A 20,946-nucleotide genomic window follows, 5' to 3' on the forward strand; every position below is an offset into this window, starting at 1 on the left:
ATGAAAATTTTCAATTATCAATGACCAATCATCAATGAATGTTCAAACTCCAAATATCAAACAACGACGCCGTTTTGATAATTAAGCCATTGCCTGCCAACCGAAGCTTTAGCGAAGGTTGGATAATTAATTGAAAATTGGGAATTGATCATTGAAAATTAATAAACTCACGCTTATATCAAAAACCCCGCGGTTGCGGGGGTTTTTGATGTTCTTGTGTTGTTTACTCAGCCTCTTTTTCTGCTTTTTCTTCTTCCTTGTCTTCTGTTTTCTTCGCCTTCTTCTTTGTCGGCGCTTTTTCCTTCTTCTCTTTCTTCTCGCCGGTCTTTAAGGAAAGACCGAGGCGATGTTCCACCGGTTCAATGCTAATAATGCGGAATTCATGTGTCTGACCGGGTTTGATTACTTCTTCCGGTTTTAGTGTGTCATCTTCCGTCAATTCGGAGATGTGTGCCAAACCGTGAATATCGTCATCCAGTTTTACGAAGGCGCCAAACGGTGTGACCTTCAAAACCTCACCGGTAACTTTTTCACCGACTTTGTATTTTTCTTGTACAGATAACCATGGGTCAGGGCGGAGGCGCTTAAGAGAGAGGGAAATACGGGTGCCATCGACGCCGATTACTTGGGCCTGTGTTGGCATCCCAACCTTGGCGAATTCGCTCGGATTGTCGATGCGTTGCCAGGCGAGTTCGGAAATATGGACTAAGCCTTCCAGTTCAATTTGTTTCCAATTGAATTTGACGAACATTCCAAAATCCACCACACCACTGATTTTGCCATCTACCGTCGCGCCGATACTCAAACCTTCGAGGGCAACTTGGGTCTCCGTGTTCATTGCTTCTTTTTCAGAAACGATCATCTTTCCTTCGGCTCTGTCGGCAGTGATAACGCGGACGTTAAACATTTGGCCGATGTAGCTCTTTAATTTTTCCAAAATCTTTTGTTTATCGCCACCTTCAACACGAGGATAGTGGGCGGCATTTAATTGAGAAACAGGCAAAAAACCGGTGACACCGCTGACGCGCAAGATAAGCCCACCTTTGTTGGCTTCCAAAACCTGTACAGGAAAAATTTCGCCGGACTTTTCTTTTTCGTGGAGCTCTTCCCAAGCACGTTCTTCGGAGGCGCTACGGAGAGAAAGTTCAACATAGCCATCGTCATTTTCGGCTTCTACAACCACCGCTTCGACAGGGTCGCCGATTTTAGCGTGACGGAATGTTTCTTGGGCGTCCATCAGTTCGCGACCAAAAACGATCCCGACGCCTAGGTGGCCGAGGTCGATATATAAGGTATTGGAGGCGATATCAAAAATTTTACCCTTCACTACTTCTTCGCGACGAGCTGTGCGAATAGAGTCAGGACGTTCTTGCAATAATTTGCCAAATTCGGAATTTGGCACTTCTTTTATCGAAGCCATAGTAATTTATTAAATTGTTTAAGAATAAAACATCTAGGGAAATCCTATGGGATGAGGGCGAAAAAGTCAAGGTTTTTTGTTACTAGATGTTGCTTCACAAGTCGTCGATATGGAGCGCAAATGAAAATCGGAAAATTGTCAGTATTAAGGAACCATGGTTACAATTGATCTATGAGTATTGAAAATGGTCCAAACCTTTTTAATCAGGAGGAAAAAGATCCGGAGAAAATCGAAAATGACAGTTCTGCCGAAGGAAGCTACTGGCAGATGTTTAAAGATAAATTATCCGCCCTGTTGGCAGAGAAAAAAACAACAAGCGGACCGAGTGTTAATATCAGTATGTTTTTTGCCGAGCATGTGAGCGCGGAAGACATTCATGGCTTGGATGAGCAATTTTCATCCGCCGACCTGTTTATTCCGGAAGTAGTTGATTGGACGCCTGAACAGTTGCGTCAATTTAATGAGGTTTCGTCGGGTAAAAGGGAACCATCGGATATTGCTGGTGATCAAGACGGTTTCTTGGGAGGGCAACTTCAGATGATTTATCGGTCGCATAAGCCCATTGTGTTTGTTGATCTTCCGCATGGGCATCCGTTGATTGAGCGATATGATCATCTTGCCGGGCAAGGGTTGCCGATGGAGAAAACGTTTTCAGAAACTTTGCAGAAAACCAGAGATCAGATTGCGGAATTTTCTTCGATCAATCAGGAACGAGAAGACTATATTCTTTCTCGGGTTGCACCGGCGGTTAGGGAGGTGATTGAGAAAAATTCGGTGTTTCGCGACAAAGATCAATTAAGTGTTTTAATGTTAATGGGCGCCGCTCACAGTACTTTCTATCGGGATGTAAAAAAAGCGCACGAGAATACAGCGAGAACGTTCGCTGATTCTTTTCATGTTTTTTCGCATTATTCCGAAGGCGTCAGAAGGGTTTCTTTGGGCAAAGAAATTGATGATCGGTTAGCCGGCAGTATTTGGTTGGGGATATTGCTTGAACGGGCGATCGATTATGAACTGGCTTACGTTACCGATAATTCCCAGAAAAAGACTTTATTGAGCAGAAAAATATTGTCCGAGTTTACTTTGGAAGAAATAGAAGATGTTTACAACGGGTGTCGGACTTCTGGAAAAGGCGAATACCATTTGATTGTCAGGAATAAACTCAAAGAAAAAAATATTGTGATTCCAAAAACGGAGGAAGAAATCGAAAGTTATTTGAATTCGCCCAAAAACGGGGTTTAATCTTGCGTCGGAAAATCCTGGGGAATATAATGGTCAAACACATGAGTGAACAACTGACGATGGAAAATTTAGAGAAAGTGTTGGATAAAAAGTTTGCCGAGAACAACGAGGTGCTTATTGAAGCAATAGATGCGAAATTTCAACGCACGGATGCGAAAATTGAAAAACTCGATGCACGTGTAAGCATGCTAGAGGTTGATGTTGCTGGGCTGAAATATGATTTCGCAGAGACAAAATCCGAAACAAGAGAAAGGTTAAGGCGGATTGAAGAGAGTTTGGATAAATTAACAAACACTCTTGATATGTTTCTTAAGCGAATGTTGGATCAGGAAGACGAATTTGTAATCATGAAAGCCGAAGTGGCGCAAATAAAGAATATTCTCAAAGAAAAATTAGGCATCGAAGTGCGGGTTTGAGATTTTACCCCACTGTGCTATTTTTATATGGCTCGAGCAACAACTATAAAATTAAATCCCGAAACCTTGCGCGTTGCGCAACAATATCGGCGTGCTCTTAGTGCTGCTGGAATTAAGGTTGAAAATTTCCTCGTTTTTGGTTCGCAAGCGAAAGGCACGGCGCAAAAATCAAGCGATATTGATATTGCGGTAGTGTCATCGCAGTTCAGTCGTGACTACTCAAGTGAACGCGTTCGTTTGATGCGTTTGGGCGATAAAATATCTCTTGCAATCGAACCGCATCCTTTTCATCCGGACGATCTTAATGATCGTTGGAGTACATTTGCGCAAGAAATAAAAAAATACGGAATTCAAGTCGGCGAATAAAAATCCTCCTTCGCCAAGGCTCCCATTCTTCGCTTCCGCCAGCTGGCGGAGCTACGAAGGGCAAGTCGGGGGATAGTTTTCTTTTGTGAAAGAAAACAAAAAATCCCCACAGGTTGGTGGGGGCTAGAATGACTGCGCGGTTGGGGTGTTGGTGTCCCATGCAAAAGGAACCTCAATCATTTCCGCACCCATTGTATCGATAGCTACTGCTGTGCCGGCGATTTTGACGAACAGAATATTTTCATCGCGCTCCAACAGTATGCCGGTTGGAGTGGAAACAGCATGGCATCTTCGGCAAACGAATGCGTCTTTCAATGGACTTGGTTCGAATGCGGAAGCCCCCAAATGAATCGGTTTATTGCGCAAGACACCGTCGCACAAAGGGCATTTTCCGGACATAAATTTTCCTTTCAATGAACTAGGAGGAGGTGGTGAAACGGAGTAACTGGAACACTGAAATGTAATCCATGAGCAGTATTTATGCAACTGAATCGTTGGATCAATCAGTGACCGACCCTGTCTGCAGGGACGGTCCCTGTTCGGCCGATTCCTGTTCGTGGGCTGGAATGTTACTTTGCAAGTAACGTGTTTTCGTCATTTAAGAATTCTGGCATTTCATTGGAAATTGGGTATTGCCCGCCACATCGGCGGGTCCGCCTGATGGCGGAGAAATTGGTCATTTTGGATGTCTGTTTGGTTGCATAAACAGTAATTTTTTGTTAAGCTTCATAAGTAAATTAATCTTCAAAGATACCCATGCATCTTAGTTGGCTCGGACTTTCTTCGTTCAAAATGGAAACAAAAGACGCGGTTTTGGTGATGGATCCTTATGGTCCAAAAGTGTCCAGTAAGCCGTTAAGAGCGAAGGCGGATATTGTCACGATCAGTCAATTTGGCGACCCGATTCATGGTCATATCGATGCTATTCAAGGTGAACCGTTTGTGATCGATCACGCGGGCGAGTTTGAATTAAAAAGTATTTATATTCAAGGGGCGGAGGTGCCCATGAAAGACGCGAAAAAAACGTCTACCGTTTTTTGGTTTGACGTCGAGGGAATGCGGGTGGCGCATTTGGGCAATCTGGAAACCATTCCTTCCACGGAAGTGATGGAGAAAATGGATGGTTTGGAAGTGGATATTTTGATGGTCCCCGTTGGTGGAAGCGGTTTGGAATTGAAGCAGGTAATGAAACTCGTTAATGATATCGAACCGAGAATTGTTATTCCAATGCATTACGCGCAAGATGGGGTAAATGTTGGCACAAAGTTGAACCCTGTTTCGGCGTTTATGAAAGAAATGGGCGCGTCTAACGTGAAACCGATCGATCGGATGCTGTTTAAGAAAAAAGATTTACCCGGCGCGGAAGATACACAGGTAATTCTATTTAGTGCGTAAGTTAGTTGAGTTGTTTGTGTGTCCAGAAGTAAAGTTAATAATAGCGAATCCCAAAATTATCAATTTTCAATGACCAATTTTCAATAAATTATCAATGACTAAATTATCAAACAATTTCAGCGCAATAATTGAAAATTCGAAAATTAAAAAATTAATTGAAAATTGGTCATTGAAAATTGATAATTAATTACAATGTTTGAATATTTTTCTGAAATCAAAAATAGAGATGAATTTGCAAAGAAAAGATTTGTGATTGTTGGCACCGCTATCAGTTTCATCGCCATCATCGGTGTTTGGGTGCCGATTCGCATCGCGCAATGGAGAACTCCGGGTGACGCAACCGTCGCCAAAACAGAAGAAACCGCACCGCTTACAACAGCGACGCCGGCCGTAGCGGGGGATTCGGCGATTCGCATTTTTACCAACGTGGCTTCGCCAAAACCGACCGTTGCGCCCGTTTTCATAACCCAGCCGGAGGCACCTTTGTTTGCCCAGCCCGTTGTGTCAGTAACACCAACATCAGTGCCAACAGCAACTGCGGAAGCGTTGTTTGAAACAGAAGCCCCAACCCCCACCGATTTCCCGACGCTGTAAAAAGGTCAAAAATGACAATCTGTCGGTTATTACTTGACAAATTGTTGTACAAAGTGTAATCTGATAACATACATATGCTCTATAAACGACAAATATTCCCCAAACTTGAGGCGGAGTTAAATACCAAAGAAATCACTGTTATTACCGGAATGCGCCGTGTTGGCAAAACAACGGCGTTAAAACATCTTTTTGATTTGGTTGGTTCAAAAAACAAAGTGATGCTGGATTTAGAAAATCCGTTGCATCGAAAAGTCTTTGAAGAAGAAAACTATGACGCGGTGTGGAACAACCTTAAACCGTTTGGTGTTGCGGAAACGGAAAAGGCATATATTTTTATCGATGAAGCGCAGAATTTGCCGGAGCTAAGCCGTGTGGTTAAGTATTTATATGATCATGGCAATGTTAAATTTATTTTAACAGGCTCCAGTAGTTATTATTTGCGCAATCTTTTTCCGGAGTCGTTGGCCGGTCGAAAAATGATTTTTGAATTATTTCCATTGGATTTTTCAGAATTTTTGGTTTTTAAGGGGGAAGGGCGAGTAGTGGAAAATTCATTCGGTGGAAAAGCGGAGAAAAAAAACAAAATTGCGTATGAAAAAATGTTGCCGTTATATGATGAATATGTCGAATTCGGCGGATTTCCCTCGGTTGTGCTGGAAGAGAATTATGAGCGTAAAAAACTGCTGTTGGCGGAAATTTTTACATCCTACTTTGAAAAAGACGCGAAAAACTTGGCGGATTTTCGGGATATGTCCAAATTGCGCGATTTGATTCTGTTGTTAACCGCGCGCGTGGGTTCAAAAATAGATGTCGCAAAATTAGCCAGCACGCTGGCCACGTCTCGCGAAACCGTTTATAACTATCTCGGTTTTCTTGAACAGACCTATTTCATCACGTTTTTGCCCAAATATTCCAACAGTGTTGACCGCCAGGCGGCGGGAAGCAAAAAGTTATTTTTCTGTGATTCGGGGATTGTTAATGCGTTGGGAAAAGTTTCACAAGGGCAACTTTTTGAGCAAAGTGTTTATCAAAACTTGCGCGGGAAACATACGCTGGCTTATTACAGTAAAAGGGAAACAAACGAGGTAGACTTTATTGTTGATGCGCAAATTGGGCTGGAGGTAAAACTCACTTCTTCAAAACAGGACATTGCACGGCTTAAACGCGATAGTGAAAAACTGGAATTAAAAGAAAATTATGTCGTCAGTCATCAATACGACGATAGCGAGGGTGTTATTTTAGCAACGGATTTGTAGTGTATGGGCGAAGGTTTCAGACCAAACATTGAACAGCCCGGTTCAGAAACACCCGTTCCGGAACAAAATCCGGAAGGTTTAGAATCCGTGTTATCGCCGGAGGTGGTTGAGGCGATAATGGGGAAAGTACAGGATATTGATAAAAAAGGCACTGCATATACTGGTATTAGTCGTAGTGAACCTATATATGGAATGCCTCATAGGCTTGGTGAAATATTAAAATATGGGTTGTTAGGAGTTGATCATCACTACTCATCAGGTAAAACTCCATATGAATATTGGCAAAGAGATGGGGCAATGACTGGGACAATGAAAGGGAGTTTTATAAATTTCAATATTGTAGGCAGAATTAGAGAAAAAATTTCTCCTGATAAAACTCAGATTGCACAGACGGATTATTCGGGGGGTAAACTAAACGATGGATCAAGAACTGATATTATATCTCCCGCCATAAGTATAATTTTTGATCTCAGTTCGTATAAAGAACAACCTGCTCCTAGGGATTTTTTTGCTGGGCCACAATCATCTAGAAAATATCATGCAGTAAAACATAAATCCGCAGAGCAACCTTCTCTAGAGTCCGGTTTTGCCCTTTCTTATCGCATCGCTCCGCGGAAATTTCGAGGTATAGTTTTATCGTGCCCATTAAATCAAATAGACGAAAATTCGTCACTTTTAGATTCTGTACGACTTCAAATGGAAGAAGTTAACAAAACCAAACCAGAATTTTTGGTTCCGATATATGATATCAATGGAAATCTTTTATATCCAAAACAAATGTCCTACGACGAAGTCAAAAAGTTTGTGGCGGAGCGCGACGCGGAGAAGGGACGGACTCCTTGAGGGGTCCGTCCCTCATTGGCCGATGACGTGACGCGACCAATGAAGGTCGGACCGCTCGGCAGTCCGACCTTATTCGACATTTTTGCAAAGTTCGACCTTGGTCGGTCATGTCCGTTTGAAATAAACTAGATAATCGGCTAAAGTAAAATAATCAAATATGCCCAGTAATACAACTTCCAATTTTTTCAAAATAAAGTGACAATAAATTTTATGTATGGTTTTTATGAATACAAGACTTTTAACTTTAATCCTTTATTGGCGATGAAATCGCCAATAATTGGAAGTTGATATACTGGGTATGCCCGAAACAATCACCCCACGTGAAATAAGCGAAGAAATGCAACAATCCTACCTCGATTACGCGATGAGCGTGATCGTGGCTAGGGCCTTGCCGGATGTTCGTGATGGCTTTAAGCCGGTGCATCGCAAGATTTTGTACGCCATGAATGAAATGGGCTTACGTGCCAATTCGCGTTTTAGAAAATCCGCCACGGTGGTTGGTGAAGTGCTTGGCAAATACCATCCGCACGGCGATATCGCGGTGTACGATACGATGGCGCGCATGACGCAGGAATGGTCAATGCGTTATCAGTTAATCAATGGACAGGGAAACTTTGGTTCCATCGACGGTGACTCACCGGCCGCCATGCGTTACACGGAAGCCAAGCTTGCCAAAATTTCCGAAGAAATGTTGCGGGATATCGATAAAGAAACAGTTTTGTTTGTTGACAACTATGACAGCACGCGTAAAGAACCGTCAGTAATGCCGGCGGCATTTCCTAATTTGTTGGTGAACGGTACGGTGGGTATCGCGGTTGGGATGGCCACCAATATTCCACCGCACAATTTATCGGAAGTAATTGATGCGATTGTTCATCTTTCTGAAAATCCGGATGCCAATGTGGAAGATTTGCTTCAGTTTGTAAAAGGCCCTGATTTTCCAACCGGCGGTTTCATCTTTAATAAGCAAGATATCGCGCACGCTTACGCCACGGGGAAGGGTGGCATGGTTACGCGCGCCAAGGCGGAAATTGAAGAAGTAAAAGAAGGTGAGTTCAAAATTATCGTGACGGAAATTCCTTATCAGGTGAATAAGTCCACACTTTTGGAAGAAATTGCCAATGGCGTGAAGGAAAAGCGTTTGGACGGTATTAAAGATTTGCGTGATGAATCGGACAAAGACGGTATTCGCGTTGTGATTGAGTTAAAGCGTGACGCGTATCCGAAAAAGGTTTTGAACCAGCTTTTTGTGCATACGCAACTGCAAAAGTCATTCCATTTAAATATGTTGGCGTTGGTAGACGGGATTCAACCGAAAGTGTTGACGCTCAAAGCCGTTTTGGAATGTTTCTTAGATCATCGCAAGGTGGTTATTCGCAAACGGAGTGAATATGAACTGCGTAAGGCGAAAGACCGCGCCCATATTTTGGAAGGCTTAACGAAGGCGCTTGATCATATCAATGAAGTAATCGAAACAATTAAGAAATCGGCCACCAAAGAAATTGCGCACGCCAATTTGGTGAAGAAATTCCGTCTGTCCGAATTGCAAGCCGCGGCCATTCTGGAAATGCGTTTGTCTACGCTTGCCGGTCTTGAACGTAAGAAAATTGAAGACGAATTGGCGGAGAAGCGCCGGCTTATTGCCAGCTTGGAAGATTTACTCAAGTCCCCGAAGAAAATTTTGGGTATCGTTATTTCAGAATTACTAGAAATTAAAAAGAATTTTGGCGACGAACGGCGTACAAAAGTGGTGGCCGGTCCGGTTGGTGAATTCTCGACGGAAGATTTGGTGCCGGACGAAGACACCGTGCTGACAGTTACCGCCGGTGGTTACGTGAAGAGACTACCGATTGATACCTATAAAGTGCAGGGCAGGGGTGGTAAGGGTGTGATTGGAATGACTACTAAAGAAGAAGATTCTGTTGAACAAATTATTGTTACTCGCACGCATTCCGACGCGTTGTTCTTCACTAATTCCGGAAAAGTATTTGCCAGCAAAGTACATGAGTTACCGCCGTCTTCTCGCACGGCCAAGGGGCAAGCGCTACAAAATTTCTTGTCTTTGAAATCGGAAGAAAAGGTGACGGCAGTACTCGCGCTTCCCAAAGACACAAAAGCAAAGTTTCTTGTTATGGTTACTGCTTCCGGAACAATCAAAAAGGTGGCAATTGAAGAATTCGAGCATGTACGTCGTAGTGGCCTTATCGCGATTCGACTCGAACCCGGTGATCATTTGGATTGGGTTTTTCCAAGCAATGGTAAGGATGAAATTATGGTTGTTACCGCCAAGGGCAAGGGAATTCGTTTTAAGGAAACGGATGTGCGCCCGATGGGTCGGCCGGCGGCCGGAGTACGCGGTATTAAAATGAGTAAAGACGACACTCTGATTGGAATGACGGTAATTCCGCAAGAATTAAAAGCCAAAGACGCGCACGTTTTGGTTTTGATGGAACACGGCTATGGCAAACGCGCCAGCCTTACGGCATTTAAGGTGCAACACCGAGGCGGTTCGGGAATTAAAACAGCCAATGTAACGCCAAAAACCGGTAAAGTCGTGGGAATGAAACTGATTCCGGCTTCCGAAAAAGAAGCGTCGGTGATTGTTACCTCCGCTAAAGGTCAAGTGATTCGCGTGCCGATTGCTTCCGTGCCTATCTTAGGTCGTGCCACGCAAGGTGTGCGTATTATGCGCCTAGATGGCGATGAAAAAGTGGCGACGTTTACGACGTTTGTAACAGTGGAACGGTTGACGACGGAGTAGAAGAAAATTTTCAATTATCAATTCCCAATTTTCAATTAATTGTCAATGGATTAATTATTAATTACTGCGTCGTTTTAAAATTGATAATTTAAGAATTGAACATTAATTGATAATTGGTTATTGAAAATTGATAATTAATTAAGCTTCTTGGTTGTTTTCGTGCTATAGTTATCAATAGATAAAAATACACAAATCCCATGCCAATTAATTCAATTCGTACCGGAAACTTTATTCGCCCCGACGTGGTGTTGCGTGATGTTGGTATAAAAGAAGGAATGAAGGTGGTGCATTTGGGTTGCGGTCCGGGTTTTTACGTTATTCCCGCGGCAAAATTTGTTGGTCCCTCCGGTAGGGCGGTGGGGATTGATATTCGCGAACAAGCGTTGGAAACATTACGTCACAAAGCAAAAATGGAAGGACTTGATAATGTTGATGCTATTCGTGGTGATTTGGAAAAGGTGGAAGGTTCGCATCTGCCGGCGGGTTGGGCGGATTTAGTAATTATGGTAAATATCTTGCACCAAAGTGATCCGCGAAAAGTAATGGCGGAAGCCGTACGCATTCTTCGGCCGGAAGTGGGGCGACTATTAACCGTGGAGTGGGAAGTAACCAACGTGCCAATGGGCCCGCCGGTGGAAGATCGTATAACACCTGATACAATACTGGCAGTGGCCAAAAGTAATAATCTTGTTGTGTTGCGTCGTTTTAAGCCGAGTTCTTATCATTTTTCGTTTCTTTTTGCCCGCGCAGTGGGAAGCTAAAACAATATGATCCATAAATTGAAGAACGAAATAAAAAAATATCCGATCGCGAAATTAACGTTACTGCTCGGAGCAGTCGCCCTGTTTGGCGCCGGTTGTGGCAAAACAAATATACCGCCGGCTTCCAAAACCCCTATCTCCATTTGGGGAATTTTTGATGACGCGGAAGCGATGGATCCGTTCCTCAAAACTTTTTCCAACACAATTCTCCCTGGAGCAAAGGTAAGCTATCGCAAGCAAAGTCCGGTGGATCAATATGAAAACCAACTCTTAAGCGCCATTGCCGAAAATCGTGGCCCGGATGTTTTTTGGATTCACAGTTCGTGGTTGCCGAGGTGGCAGAATCGGATTTTGCCGGCGCCAATCGCGATTGTGAATGAAAAACAAGTGAACGATGAATATGTTGATTTGGTTTCCAAGGATGTGATTACCAATGGCCGTGTCATGGCGTTGCCGTTATTTATGGACACCTTGGCGCTTTACTACAACAAAGACATTTTTAACGCTTCGGGTGTATCACGCGCGCCAAAAACTTGGGCGGAAGTAATGGAAATTGTTAAACGCACCACGAAGAGCAATATCACCGAAACGAATCAAATTGATCAGAGTGGTATCGCGCTAGGAACAGGGAAGAATGTCAATCGCGCGTCGGATGTCTTATCGATTTTAATGATGCAAAATGGTGTCCCAATGTTAGATAAGGAAGGAAATCCGGGTTTTGGCGAAAGCGCTGATGCCATTAGAGCGCTACAGTTTTACACCGATTTCGCCAATCCCACGAAAGACGTATACGCGTGGAACACGCGTAGTGATTATTCCATTGATGCTTTTGCCACCAATAAAGCCTCGATGATGATCAACTATTCCTATCATATGGCCACCATTAAGGCGAAAAATCCCCGTTTGAATTTTGGGATCGCGCCACTTCCACAAGTAGAGAATTGTTCAACTTGTAAGCCGGTAACCTATGGCGGTTATTGGCTGTTGGCTGTTTCCAAGCAAACCGTTAGCCCGGATACGGCTTGGCGTTTTGCGCGTTTTATGACTAACACCTCGGCCAACAGAGATTATCTCCAAAAAACCGGTTATCCGCCGGCGCGCAAAGATTTGGTGCAAGAATTACAAAGTGACCCACGCATTGGCGTTTACGCCACACAAGCGTTGTCGGCCGAATCGTGGAAACAAGTTGATAGCCGTCTCGTCGATCGATTATTTTCAGAGGCGATTGATGAAGTTGTAACGGGAAAAGATACGGCCGAAGGGGCATTGAGGAGAGCGTCGCAACAACTAAAGGCCGCCACGGATACGTTAAAGGCGCAGGGGACGACTAATCAGTAATGCTAATTTTATGAAAATGTTACAGAAATTATTTGCGCTTTTGGTTGTTGTCGCAGTTTTTTTACCGATTATTGCTTTTGCAGCGCCTTATGCTTCGCTTGCTAGTGGAAAATATACGCTTGCAGCATCGTCAGGGGGTAATCCGTTAAATTTTGGCACTGATGGAACCTTAAACTTGAGTGGCTTAGATTCAAGCGCAAAAGTGCAATTAAGTGTTACACGCGCTACTGGGGGAGGTCAGACGGGATTAAATATTGTTGGTCCGCGGGATAGTATTACTGGTCTCAAGCCCGTTTTACAAGGAAGCGGTGAACTTACCGCAGGTCAATTACAAAGTGGGCAGGTTGAGGTACAAGTGGCGGGAGAGTCACCAATACCTGTGAAAGCAAGTGGCGCGAATACAACGAGCAATAATCCACCTTTCTTAAATAATAATCCTGCCAATAATTCCTCTTCCGCGCCCGATACATCAACGGCGCAAAGTAATTCTGACAATCCTTCGTCCGGCAATAGTGGTGGCGGCGGGGGCGGGTCGGGTATAGTCCTTGTCCCGTGTGATGGGTCGAAGGGGAAAGAATGCACGATTGAAAAACTCAAAACAATGGGTGCGAATATCTTTAACTATCTTGCCGGTTTTGGCGCAATTTTGGCAGTAGGCGCAATCGTGATGGCGGGTTTTTCCTACATCAAGTCCGGTGGCGATCCGTCGGCGATGAAAGACGCCAAACAAAAAATTATTTTGGCAATAACGGGGTTGATAATTTTAGGCGCATCGGTGTTAATTGTAAACACGGTGTTGAAAGTATTGGGTTCAGATCAAAAAGTGGAAGATATTCAGGCAAAATAAGTGAGTAGTTCCTCCCTTTATTCAAAGGGAGGCGGGGAGGGATTTGGCGGAAGATTGTTGCAAAATTGACCGCTTTACTTAAACAAAATATAATTCAGTTAAACATGTTAACAAAAAACAAAATCGTTCTGGGGGCGCAAATGCTGATGATATCAGGATTGGGTTTTGCGCAGTTAGCATTTGCCGAGGGTGTAAAAAATCCGTTGGAGGGTGTAGACAGTTTAGAAAAACTAATTGCGAAAATCGTAAAAGCCGCTCTCGGCCTTACCGCCGTATTGGCCGTTGCTTATGTTGTCTATGGTGGGTTCCTTTATATTTCTTCGCAAGGAGACCCAAAACAACTCGAAGCGGGGAAGCAAGCAATCATCGGCGCGGTGATTGGTATAGTCGTTATCGGTTTGGCGTATGCAATAGTGGAGTTTGTCGTTAATGCCATGGGCGCGGGAGGAAGCGGAAATACGTCTAATGGGGGAGGGGCTTTATAATGAAAATTGATACGAAAAAAAAATATTTGGCTACATTATTATGGCTAACGCCACTGTTTGTTTTGGCAGACGGACTGGGTTTGGACGCCGCGAAAAATGTCGGTGGGTTAAAGGGGGGTCTTGTGGAAATGATTACCAATCTAATCAAATCCGCACTTGGGCTTGTTGGAGTGCTTGCCTTAGCCATGATTGTGTACGGTGGTTTTTTGTATGTGACTGCAGCGGGGGATGAAAAACAAATTACAAAAGGGAAAACAGTATTAATTTATGCGATCATCGGTATTATTGTAATCGGGGTCGCATATTCGCTGGTTTCATTTGTCATTGGCGCATTTATCAGTGGTGGGAGTGGTGGTGGATCGGGAATGCCACCGGGTGGGGGAGGATTATAATGAACAGTTTGATTAAAATTCCCAGCGCATTTGCGCAAGGTTTAAGTAAACCGCCATCGGTGGGTTTACCGGAAGTGGAGTTGCCGGCATTACTTTTGCAATTAGTGAACTACGCATTAGGACTAGTTGGTGTTTTGGCTCTTGGTTTTATTGTTTACGGCGGTTTTCTTTACATCACTGCTCATGGCGACGATAAACAGGTTACTTCGGCAAAAGGTATCATCATTAACGCGATAATTGGGATCATCGTAATTGGTTTGGCGGCCGCGCTGGTTAATTTTATTGTGAAAAGTATGACAGGGGGATAAAGAAACTAGTTTGTCTCGTTAATTAATTTACGTTATAATAACCTTAATAAAACACATATGAAAATCACCAATATATTAAAAAAGGGATGGATCGCGACACTTGGTCTTCTGTTGCCGGCGTTTGCGTTCGCGCAAATGGGGATAAATGAGATTCAAGGTTATGAAGGCTCAAATCAGCGCGATTTGCCAACCGCCATTATGGTAATTGTTAATTATGTCCTGATTATTGTCGGCGTATTGGCCTTGGCCTTTCTTGTTTATGGCGGTTTCTTATATATCACATCGCATGGTGATACGCAGCAAGTGGATAAGGCCAAGACGACAATTATCAATGCCGTGATCGGGATTGTTGTTATCGGTATCGCCGCCGCCTTGGTGAACTTCGTAGTCGGCGCCGTATCGCAGTAGAGAAGATTTATTTATTTTATCGGGAGGAGGTGAGTACGACGTGAAAAATCGATTCCAAACAATTATTATTGGCCTCTCTATGCTCTTACCGGGCGTGGCGATGGCGCAGTTAACGGGTGCTCCGGTCCCACCGGGGACAGCGCGAGGGGATTTATCGTCTGTCATTTTGAACATCATTAATTATGTTCTCGCGGTTGTGGGTGTCGTCGCACTCGCGTACCTAATTTACGGTGGTTTTCGTTATATCACATCCGGTGGCAATGAAGATTCTATTCAAACTGCGAAAGATGTAATTATCAACGCGGTAATCGGTATCGTGGTTATTGGTGTGGCGGCAGCGCTCGTCAATTTCGTAGTTCGCGCAGTGGGTGGCGGAGTGCCAGCTGGCGCAATTTAAGTAAAAATTCCGGAGGAAACGCAAACACAAAAAACAAAGCACGTCCAAACCCGGGCGTGTTTTGATAGTTCAAATGTTTGTCTTTCATGTATAATATACGGATAGACTAATTATTTTATCGGGAGGAGGTGAGTACGACGTGAAAAAAATATTTCTAAGAATAATTGTGGGGGCTACTTTGCTGTTGCCAACCGTGGCACTGGCTAGTCTTGGGCCCGTAGTTACACCAGATGGAACATCAAAGGGAGATTTGCCATCGATAATTATGAACATCATAAATTATGTTCTCGGGATTGTGGGAGTTGTGGCACTCGCGTACCTCATTTATGGCGGTTTTCGTTATATCACATCCGGTGGTAATGAGACGGTTGTTGAAGAAGCCAAAAGTATTATCATCAATGCAATAATCGGAATTGTTGTTATCGGTGTAGCTGCGGCACTCGTCAATTTTGTAATCGGAGCCGTCGGTGGTGGAACGCCAGCCGGCGCAATTTAATAAAAATTTCGGAGGAAAAGAAAAACACAAACAGAGGAACACGTCACAAATAGGCGTGTTCTTCATTTAATAATGAATGATGAATTATGATTGATGATATATGAATTGCGTGAACGGGCGCGTCGCTTCATCATTCATAAATCATTATTCATTATTCATGTTGATAAAACAGTTGTATAATATCTCCATAATCCAAAGAAAATAGATATGTATAATTTTATCAATTTCGCTCTCGCCCAAGGCTTCGGTCAAGCACCCGCCCCCATCAACATCGCTCCGCCGGCCGATTTTGGCACGTCGATTCTAAATGTTATTAACTATATTTTGGGTTTTATCGGCGTTGTCGCCCTCGCGTTTTTTTTCTACGGCGTATTTCGCTACATCACCGCGGGGAGCAATGAAGATCAGCTGGCGGAATCAAAAGGAACAATGACCGGTTCCTTACTGGGGATTTTGATTATGGGTGTATCTGCCACATTAATAAATTTTGTTGTAGGCTTTTTTACCGGCAGTATCGGCGTCGGGAGTAAGTTTTAAGAAAATACTTTTCCTTCATTTTACCCTTCGACAAGCTCAGGGTTGTTTTTCTTTGTAAAGAAAAACAAAAAAATAGGCAGTCGACGTTGCATGAAATGCAAACGTCAACTGCCTTACTTCCAAAGAACTGCTCTCACGAATTACCACACGAGTGGTTTATTCGTGAACTCGCCCGGTGCCGTTTCGCCAACTTGTAGTGCGAAATGGCTTTGTCGGATGTTGATCTGGTAGGTCCCGTTCGGCACGGCGTCGACGATAAAGCTCATCGTCCGTCCCGCCGATCTTTCGTTGCCCCAAAGCGGGAATCCTTCCCGTCGGTTCAGATCTTCCGGCATAACTTTCTTGATATCTGGTTCGGAACCATTTTTCAATGTTCCGACCCGAATTCCGTCGATCTTTCCGTTTGTGCTGACGAAGTACGCAGCACCAGGGTTGGCCATCAACTCCGTGTCGATAATCGGAATGCAACCCGGCACCGTGAAAACAATCACGGTTTTGTACTTGTCCAGCCGCCGGATGTCCGGATTCGGCCGGCTCTTCAGTTCCATGGGCGTGGGTTGTTCGTAGGCCTTGCGGATGCCTTCCTTGACCCACTCGGGCTTTTTTTTCTCCTCGACATTTTTCGCTGTTTCCTGGTAGCTTTTTTCGAGGTCCTGTTTCTCCATGGCAATGATGGCGCCGATCGGAGCGGGTTCGCCCGCGGGCCGATTTGCGAACGATTCGCCGGAAGTTGTTCCTGGCTTATGACCAGGAAACCCTCTCGCCACAAACAGGATGGAAATTCCGACAACGGCGAGAATACTCGCCACCGTCTTCTGCCAGTTCCAACCGGCAGGTGCGCGAGAAATCCAGAACAAGCCACCGCCGAAACATGCCACAAACACCAACAATACTTGCCAACTCATGCTGGTTTCCCTTTACTTAAATGATCCCAAAAAGTTTCAAGACTTTTTCTCGGTTGGCCACGGACATTCCCTGGACCAACTTCATGATCACGTCATTTGTTCCTGAAGGCTTGGATCCCGTGACTCGACTGAACAAGTCGAGTATCCCGGCTGGAATGATTGTGGCCTTACCACCCTGAACAGCTTCTTTCAGTGTAATCAACGATTCCACTAATTGATTCTGTTCAGTCTCTGTCCCACCCTTTCCGCGCACCGCGTCGTAGAGCATGGTGTGAGCATCGGCTGTTCCTTTGCCAACAACACGCAAACGATCCGCTTCACCGGCGGCTGTACGCCGGGTGGCCTCTGCGTTGAAAAGTGCTACTTGCTCCGCGTCGATCGCGTCGCTTAGTACTTTTGGCAACTCAATTTTTGGTATGGAAATATTCATCAAGGCCTTGGTTGTAACACCCATCCTTTGAATAGTCTTTCCACCCTTGACCTTGGGGTCAATAAGAATTGCCTCAATTTCGTCTTCCGCGGTTTCTCTATCGTAATAGAGATGTTTCCACGTGTGTCTCGCGGCGTAACGTCTAACGGCGTCATCGACTTCTGGGATGATTAATTCCGTTAGCTCCGGATTAATTTTTCCGTCTGGTCCAAGTGGTGATGGCGCGTTTTTTACCGCCTCTTCCAGTTCGTTTACATTCCACTGGAAATTCACGACAACATCGATATTCAGTGTCGATGGACCAACGCGTCTGCCTTTTCCGTCTTTACCTTCAAGGGTAACGATGTTCCCCACGGGCACCCTTATTTGTTGTACTCCCATTGGAAACCGACGAAGTTGATAGAATGGAAATGGAAAAAATGCGATTCCTGTTCCAAACAATCCGGTTTGAGGTGGTCGACGTTTTCCCTTTTTTTCAGCTTTGGTTAACGACACACCAACCTCCTTGCAAATTTGTCCAAGAAAGATTGGTACGATACGCTCGTTTTCATGTATCGAAACCCACGATAGTGCCAACTCTGCGACACCGGCAATCATGCCGAGGTATGCGAGGGGGTAGGTTTCCCCGGCCATGGCGCACGCAACCGTCATTCCGACGACGAATAGAAAAGACAACATAGTAACTCTCCTTCTTTCTGCTTTTTAGTTGTGAAACGATACAAGGTTCGTAATATACGAACCCCCAGGAGTTATGCGTCTTCTCTCAAAGATGCCTAATTCTTGAGGGTTTTTGGTTCAAGAAGGGGAATGAACAAACGCGCAATCCTCGATAAATAAGACGTAAGTATATACCTTTTTAGGAATTTTGTCAATAGTGCTGACAAAACATTGTTTTGTGCGATTATTGAACGAAAATATGAGTGAAAAAACACGGTTATTGACAAAAAATCACGGATATGCAATACTGCTCCGTTACGTTAGAAATGTCCCAGTTTCACTGTCCTGTCCGTTTGTTTTTTTCAGTGCAAAGGAGCACAACAATGGCAAAAGCTCGCCGTCCCAGTCCTACCCCTCCCACCCCGACTCCGACCCCGACTCCCCGTCGCCGTCCCGCTCCGACTCGAGCCCCGGCCCCGGCTACCACGACTGCTATGCAGCGGTTCGGAACATGGATCAGCGAGAATTGGGGGAAGATGTTTCTCTGTGTACTCGGCGTCGTCGCCTTGTGCATCGTCTGGTTCGGTGTAGTTCCCATCGTTCGGGATTACGTCGCCAAGATGCCGGCAACTGCGGTGGCGAAAGCGACCACTGGTGCAAGTGCCGGTGCAGTCACGCTTCCCGTCGTTCCGAACGCCAAAAAGAGTGGTCAGGTTACGGAAGACCTGTCTCGATCGTATGTGACGGTCGATTTCGAAGGCCAGAAGAAGGGAATGGCCATGGAGGGGGTGACCTTCATGGACTATAACCAGTTAATGGACTTCGCCCACAAGGCGATCGCCGATGGAGCCAAGACCGCCCCGGCCAAGAAGTCCGCGCCGGGAAAATCGTTGCCCAAGGTTTCGGCGACCCATTGACACCTAGGCGTACGGTGTCCGAGAGTGGACCTTCGGGTGCGAATTTGTACAGCAGTGTACATCTTCGCACCCTTTTTTATTTAGGGATTCTTCTGCTCTTCAACTTTGTTCAGAGTAAACGAAAGGAAAATCCCTAAATAAAAAACCGACACTCTGTTTGGTGTCGGTGGTTTTGCTTGGTAAAATTTGGCCATTTCACCAACGGATGTGGATCAGTCCCACGTCAACGCTTCCGTGGCGTCCGCCGTAGACGCGAACGTTCGGCGTGACCGGTACGTGACGGTAAACCGGGGGTGCGTAATGGCGATGGGGTGGTTGGTAATAACGCGTTGGCGGGTGGCGAACGGTACCGCGCGGAGTTCGATGGTAGTAGCTGTACATCTGGTCGCCCGGGCGGGTGGGGTAGTAGATGCCGTTTCGCCACTCGGTGGCTTTGCTGTTTCTCTCACATTGGCTAAGCATGATGATCATCGCAAAAACAAAAATCATAATCCAAAATGATCTCTTCATGGCACATCTCCTTTGGAAGGAACAGGGATTTTCAACTTAAAACGAACGCCTTTAACCTACAACCGAATCACGAAAATTGGAATAGGGAGGGGGGTGGATATTGTGATTAGTGCGTGATGGTACGCGTCGACGCTAACCTACACCACTCCCGAAGAAGTGCCTCGGCACCACTTCGGGAGTGAGCGCGACGACTACTATTTTTCTTGATCTGTGAGCAATTGTGTGTCTCTTGACAAAAAACATAATATAGTTAACACTTTTGAGTTCGTGATTGGGTTGTTTTTTCACACCGCGCAACAGTATAAGTACCGTTGCGCAAAACAGGAGAAAGAAGAAGATGAAAAAAAGACGAGGAACACTACGGCGGTTGGGTTTCGAGGTTCTTGAAGGCAAGTTTCTTTTGTCGGGACTGGTGGAACTGCCCTTGGCTGGCGCGAGCGCGCCCGTGGTGGGGACGCCGGTGGCTAATCCGGACATTGTCCTGGCAAAGCTTTTCGACGTGAATAACGACGGCGCAGTTACTCCCACAGATCCCTTGTTGGTGATTAATTTCATTGATCGTGTTGGCGATGGCGTGGGTGAGGGTGAGGCGAGTGGACTTTCCGCGGATGTAAGCGGAGATGGCAACGTGTCGGCGTTGGACGTCTTGTCGATCATCAACGACATCAACTTAAACGGGAGTCGGAAACTTCCGATAATTGTCCCGGGCGACACCATGCTGGGTTTCCATGTGTATGATGGGAAAATCGGATTGGGAGTGTGGGAGTCGGATATTCCCATTAACCTCGTGACTGCCAAAGTTTCTATTCGTTCTGGTGGCATCGGATGGCAGGGGCAGGGTCCCAATGAAAGTAACACGAGAGGCTATGGGTCTCTCACGTTTGAGTTAGTTTTGAAAGATATGGACTCGCAATTTCCAGGCACATTGAAAACCGTCGGGGCACATTGGGTTAGCCCCACATCGTTCGTTGTCGGGATTGACGGTAACGTGAACGCCGTTAACTTTGGACATCGAGACGATCTCCATCGGTTGCCCGCTAACGTGACGTATCAACAAATTGTCTTTTCCGCGGGCAATTTTCTTACGCCACCCGGTTCTTGGATGCAGGTGACACTGGAAACCGATTACGGGAGTGTCGTCGGTCCGATTATCCGGTGGTAGGAGAGGCGCAACAGTGAGGTATCATCGGGTGCGAATTTGTACAGCAGTGTACACTTTCGCACCCTATTTTTTGTTTTCTTTCGCGAAAGAAAACAAAAAAAAG

At 45.1% G+C, this 20,946-nt stretch carries 25 protein-coding genes; 21 read left to right on the top strand and 4 right to left on the bottom strand.

Annotation, left to right across the window (positions count from 1 at the left end; genetic code table 11):
* Positions 1 to 223: 223 nt before the first annotated feature.
* Positions 224 to 1,420 (bottom strand): S1 RNA-binding domain-containing protein, encoded by a 1,197-nt coding sequence (locus Q7S57_00090; GenBank protein MDO8511652.1) that lies wholly within the window; start codon positions 1,418 to 1,420, stop codon positions 224 to 226.
* A 171-nt stretch (positions 1,421 to 1,591) separates the two neighbouring features.
* Between Q7S57_00090 and Q7S57_00095 the strand changes: the two genes are divergently transcribed.
* The 3 genes from Q7S57_00095 to Q7S57_00105 are packed head-to-tail and all read left to right on the top strand — an operon-like array spanning position 1,592 to position 3,444.
* Positions 1,592 to 2,662, top strand: coding sequence for a hypothetical protein (locus tag Q7S57_00095; GenBank protein ID MDO8511653.1), 1,071 nt, complete (start codon positions 1,592 to 1,594; stop codon positions 2,660 to 2,662).
* 41 nt (positions 2,663 to 2,703) lie between these two features.
* Complete coding sequence (locus Q7S57_00100) at positions 2,704 to 3,078, top strand: hypothetical protein (protein ID MDO8511654.1); 375 nt, start codon at positions 2,704 to 2,706, stop codon at positions 3,076 to 3,078.
* A 27-nt stretch (positions 3,079 to 3,105) separates the two neighbouring features.
* A complete protein-coding gene (locus Q7S57_00105; protein ID MDO8511655.1) occupies positions 3,106 to 3,444 on the top strand; it encodes a nucleotidyltransferase domain-containing protein in 339 nt (112 codons plus the stop codon).
* 123 nt (positions 3,445 to 3,567) lie between these two features.
* Here the strand turns inward: Q7S57_00105 and Q7S57_00110 are convergent, their stop codons facing one another.
* Complete coding sequence (locus tag Q7S57_00110; protein ID MDO8511656.1) at positions 3,568 to 3,843, bottom strand: hypothetical protein; 276 nt, start codon at positions 3,841 to 3,843, stop codon at positions 3,568 to 3,570.
* Between the two features lie 357 nt (positions 3,844 to 4,200).
* Here Q7S57_00110 and Q7S57_00115 point away from each other — a divergent pair, with 357 nt between their 5' ends.
* The 15 genes from Q7S57_00115 (at position 4,201) to Q7S57_00185 (ending at position 16,262) form a co-directional block, all read left to right on the top strand.
* On the top strand, positions 4,201 to 4,839 hold the full coding sequence (locus tag Q7S57_00115; GenBank protein ID MDO8511657.1) for an MBL fold metallo-hydrolase: 639 nt from the start codon (positions 4,201 to 4,203) through the stop codon (positions 4,837 to 4,839).
* 192 nt (positions 4,840 to 5,031) lie between these two features.
* Positions 5,032 to 5,433, top strand: coding sequence for a hypothetical protein (locus Q7S57_00120; protein ID MDO8511658.1), 402 nt, complete (start codon positions 5,032 to 5,034; stop codon positions 5,431 to 5,433).
* Between the two features lie 74 nt (positions 5,434 to 5,507).
* Positions 5,508 to 6,689, top strand: a complete 1,182-nt coding sequence (locus Q7S57_00125; GenBank protein MDO8511659.1) for an ATP-binding protein — start codon at positions 5,508 to 5,510, stop codon at positions 6,687 to 6,689.
* A 3-nt stretch (positions 6,690 to 6,692) separates the two neighbouring features.
* Positions 6,693 to 7,532, top strand: a complete 840-nt coding sequence (locus Q7S57_00130; protein MDO8511660.1) for a hypothetical protein — start codon at positions 6,693 to 6,695, stop codon at positions 7,530 to 7,532.
* Between the two features lie 298 nt (positions 7,533 to 7,830).
* A complete protein-coding gene (gene gyrA / locus Q7S57_00135; protein MDO8511661.1) occupies positions 7,831 to 10,293 on the top strand; it encodes a DNA gyrase subunit A in 2,463 nt (820 codons plus the stop codon).
* Between the two features lie 197 nt (positions 10,294 to 10,490).
* Positions 10,491 to 11,054 (top strand): class I SAM-dependent methyltransferase, encoded by a 564-nt coding sequence (locus Q7S57_00140; GenBank protein ID MDO8511662.1) that lies wholly within the window; start codon positions 10,491 to 10,493, stop codon positions 11,052 to 11,054.
* A gap of 6 nt (positions 11,055 to 11,060) precedes the next feature.
* Positions 11,061 to 12,392: an extracellular solute-binding protein gene (locus Q7S57_00145; protein ID MDO8511663.1), complete on the top strand. Its 1,332-nt coding sequence runs from the start codon at positions 11,061 to 11,063 to the stop codon at positions 12,390 to 12,392.
* 10 nt (positions 12,393 to 12,402) lie between these two features.
* Complete coding sequence (locus Q7S57_00150; protein MDO8511664.1) at positions 12,403 to 13,239, top strand: pilin; 837 nt, start codon at positions 12,403 to 12,405, stop codon at positions 13,237 to 13,239.
* Between the two features lie 104 nt (positions 13,240 to 13,343).
* Positions 13,344 to 13,724, top strand: coding sequence for a TrbC/VirB2 family protein (locus Q7S57_00155; protein MDO8511665.1), 381 nt, complete (start codon positions 13,344 to 13,346; stop codon positions 13,722 to 13,724).
* Positions 13,724 to 14,116, top strand: a complete 393-nt coding sequence (locus Q7S57_00160; protein ID MDO8511666.1) for a hypothetical protein — start codon at positions 13,724 to 13,726, stop codon at positions 14,114 to 14,116. Before Q7S57_00155 ends, Q7S57_00160 begins: the two co-directional genes overlap by 1 nt.
* The gene (locus Q7S57_00165; GenBank protein MDO8511667.1) at positions 14,116 to 14,424 is read left to right on the top strand and encodes a hypothetical protein; all 309 of its coding nucleotides are present in this window, start codon (positions 14,116 to 14,118) and stop codon (positions 14,422 to 14,424) included. Before Q7S57_00160 ends, Q7S57_00165 begins: the two co-directional genes overlap by 1 nt.
* Before the next feature lie 57 nt (positions 14,425 to 14,481).
* Complete coding sequence (locus Q7S57_00170; protein ID MDO8511668.1) at positions 14,482 to 14,832, top strand: pilin; 351 nt, start codon at positions 14,482 to 14,484, stop codon at positions 14,830 to 14,832.
* 40 nt (positions 14,833 to 14,872) lie between these two features.
* Entirely contained in the window at positions 14,873 to 15,229 is a 357-nt protein-coding gene (locus Q7S57_00175) for a TrbC/VirB2 family protein (protein ID MDO8511669.1), read from the top strand.
* Positions 15,230 to 15,368: 139 nt separating this feature from the next.
* On the top strand, positions 15,369 to 15,725 hold the full coding sequence (locus Q7S57_00180) for a hypothetical protein (protein MDO8511670.1): 357 nt from the start codon (positions 15,369 to 15,371) through the stop codon (positions 15,723 to 15,725).
* 207 nt (positions 15,726 to 15,932) lie between these two features.
* On the top strand, positions 15,933 to 16,262 hold the full coding sequence (locus Q7S57_00185; protein MDO8511671.1) for a hypothetical protein: 330 nt from the start codon (positions 15,933 to 15,935) through the stop codon (positions 16,260 to 16,262).
* A 140-nt stretch (positions 16,263 to 16,402) separates the two neighbouring features.
* Here the strand turns inward: Q7S57_00185 and Q7S57_00190 are convergent, their stop codons facing one another.
* Together Q7S57_00190 and Q7S57_00195 are read right to left on the bottom strand one after the other, a co-directional pair.
* Complete coding sequence (locus Q7S57_00190; protein MDO8511672.1) at positions 16,403 to 17,167, bottom strand: hypothetical protein; 765 nt, start codon at positions 17,165 to 17,167, stop codon at positions 16,403 to 16,405.
* Between the two features lie 16 nt (positions 17,168 to 17,183).
* Positions 17,184 to 18,275: an SPFH domain-containing protein gene (locus Q7S57_00195; protein ID MDO8511673.1), complete on the bottom strand. Its 1,092-nt coding sequence runs from the start codon at positions 18,273 to 18,275 to the stop codon at positions 17,184 to 17,186.
* Between the two features lie 473 nt (positions 18,276 to 18,748).
* Between Q7S57_00195 and Q7S57_00200 the strand changes: the two genes are divergently transcribed.
* The 3 genes from Q7S57_00200 (at position 18,749) to Q7S57_00210 (ending at position 20,843) form a co-directional block, all read left to right on the top strand.
* Positions 18,749 to 19,171: a hypothetical protein gene (locus Q7S57_00200; GenBank protein MDO8511674.1), complete on the top strand. Its 423-nt coding sequence runs from the start codon at positions 18,749 to 18,751 to the stop codon at positions 19,169 to 19,171.
* 186 nt (positions 19,172 to 19,357) lie between these two features.
* Positions 19,358 to 19,672, top strand: a complete 315-nt coding sequence (locus Q7S57_00205; protein MDO8511675.1) for a hypothetical protein — start codon at positions 19,358 to 19,360, stop codon at positions 19,670 to 19,672.
* Between the two features lie 346 nt (positions 19,673 to 20,018).
* Positions 20,019 to 20,843 carry a dockerin type I domain-containing protein gene (locus tag Q7S57_00210; protein MDO8511676.1) on the top strand — a complete coding sequence of 275 codons (825 nt, stop codon included), beginning with the start codon at positions 20,019 to 20,021 and terminating at the stop codon, positions 20,841 to 20,843.
* Positions 20,844 to 20,946: the final 103 nt, after the last annotated feature.

This window comes from bacterium, assembly GCA_030647555.1.
GTDB lineage: Bacteria > Patescibacteriota > Andersenbacteria > UBA10190 > CAIZMI01 > CAIZMI01.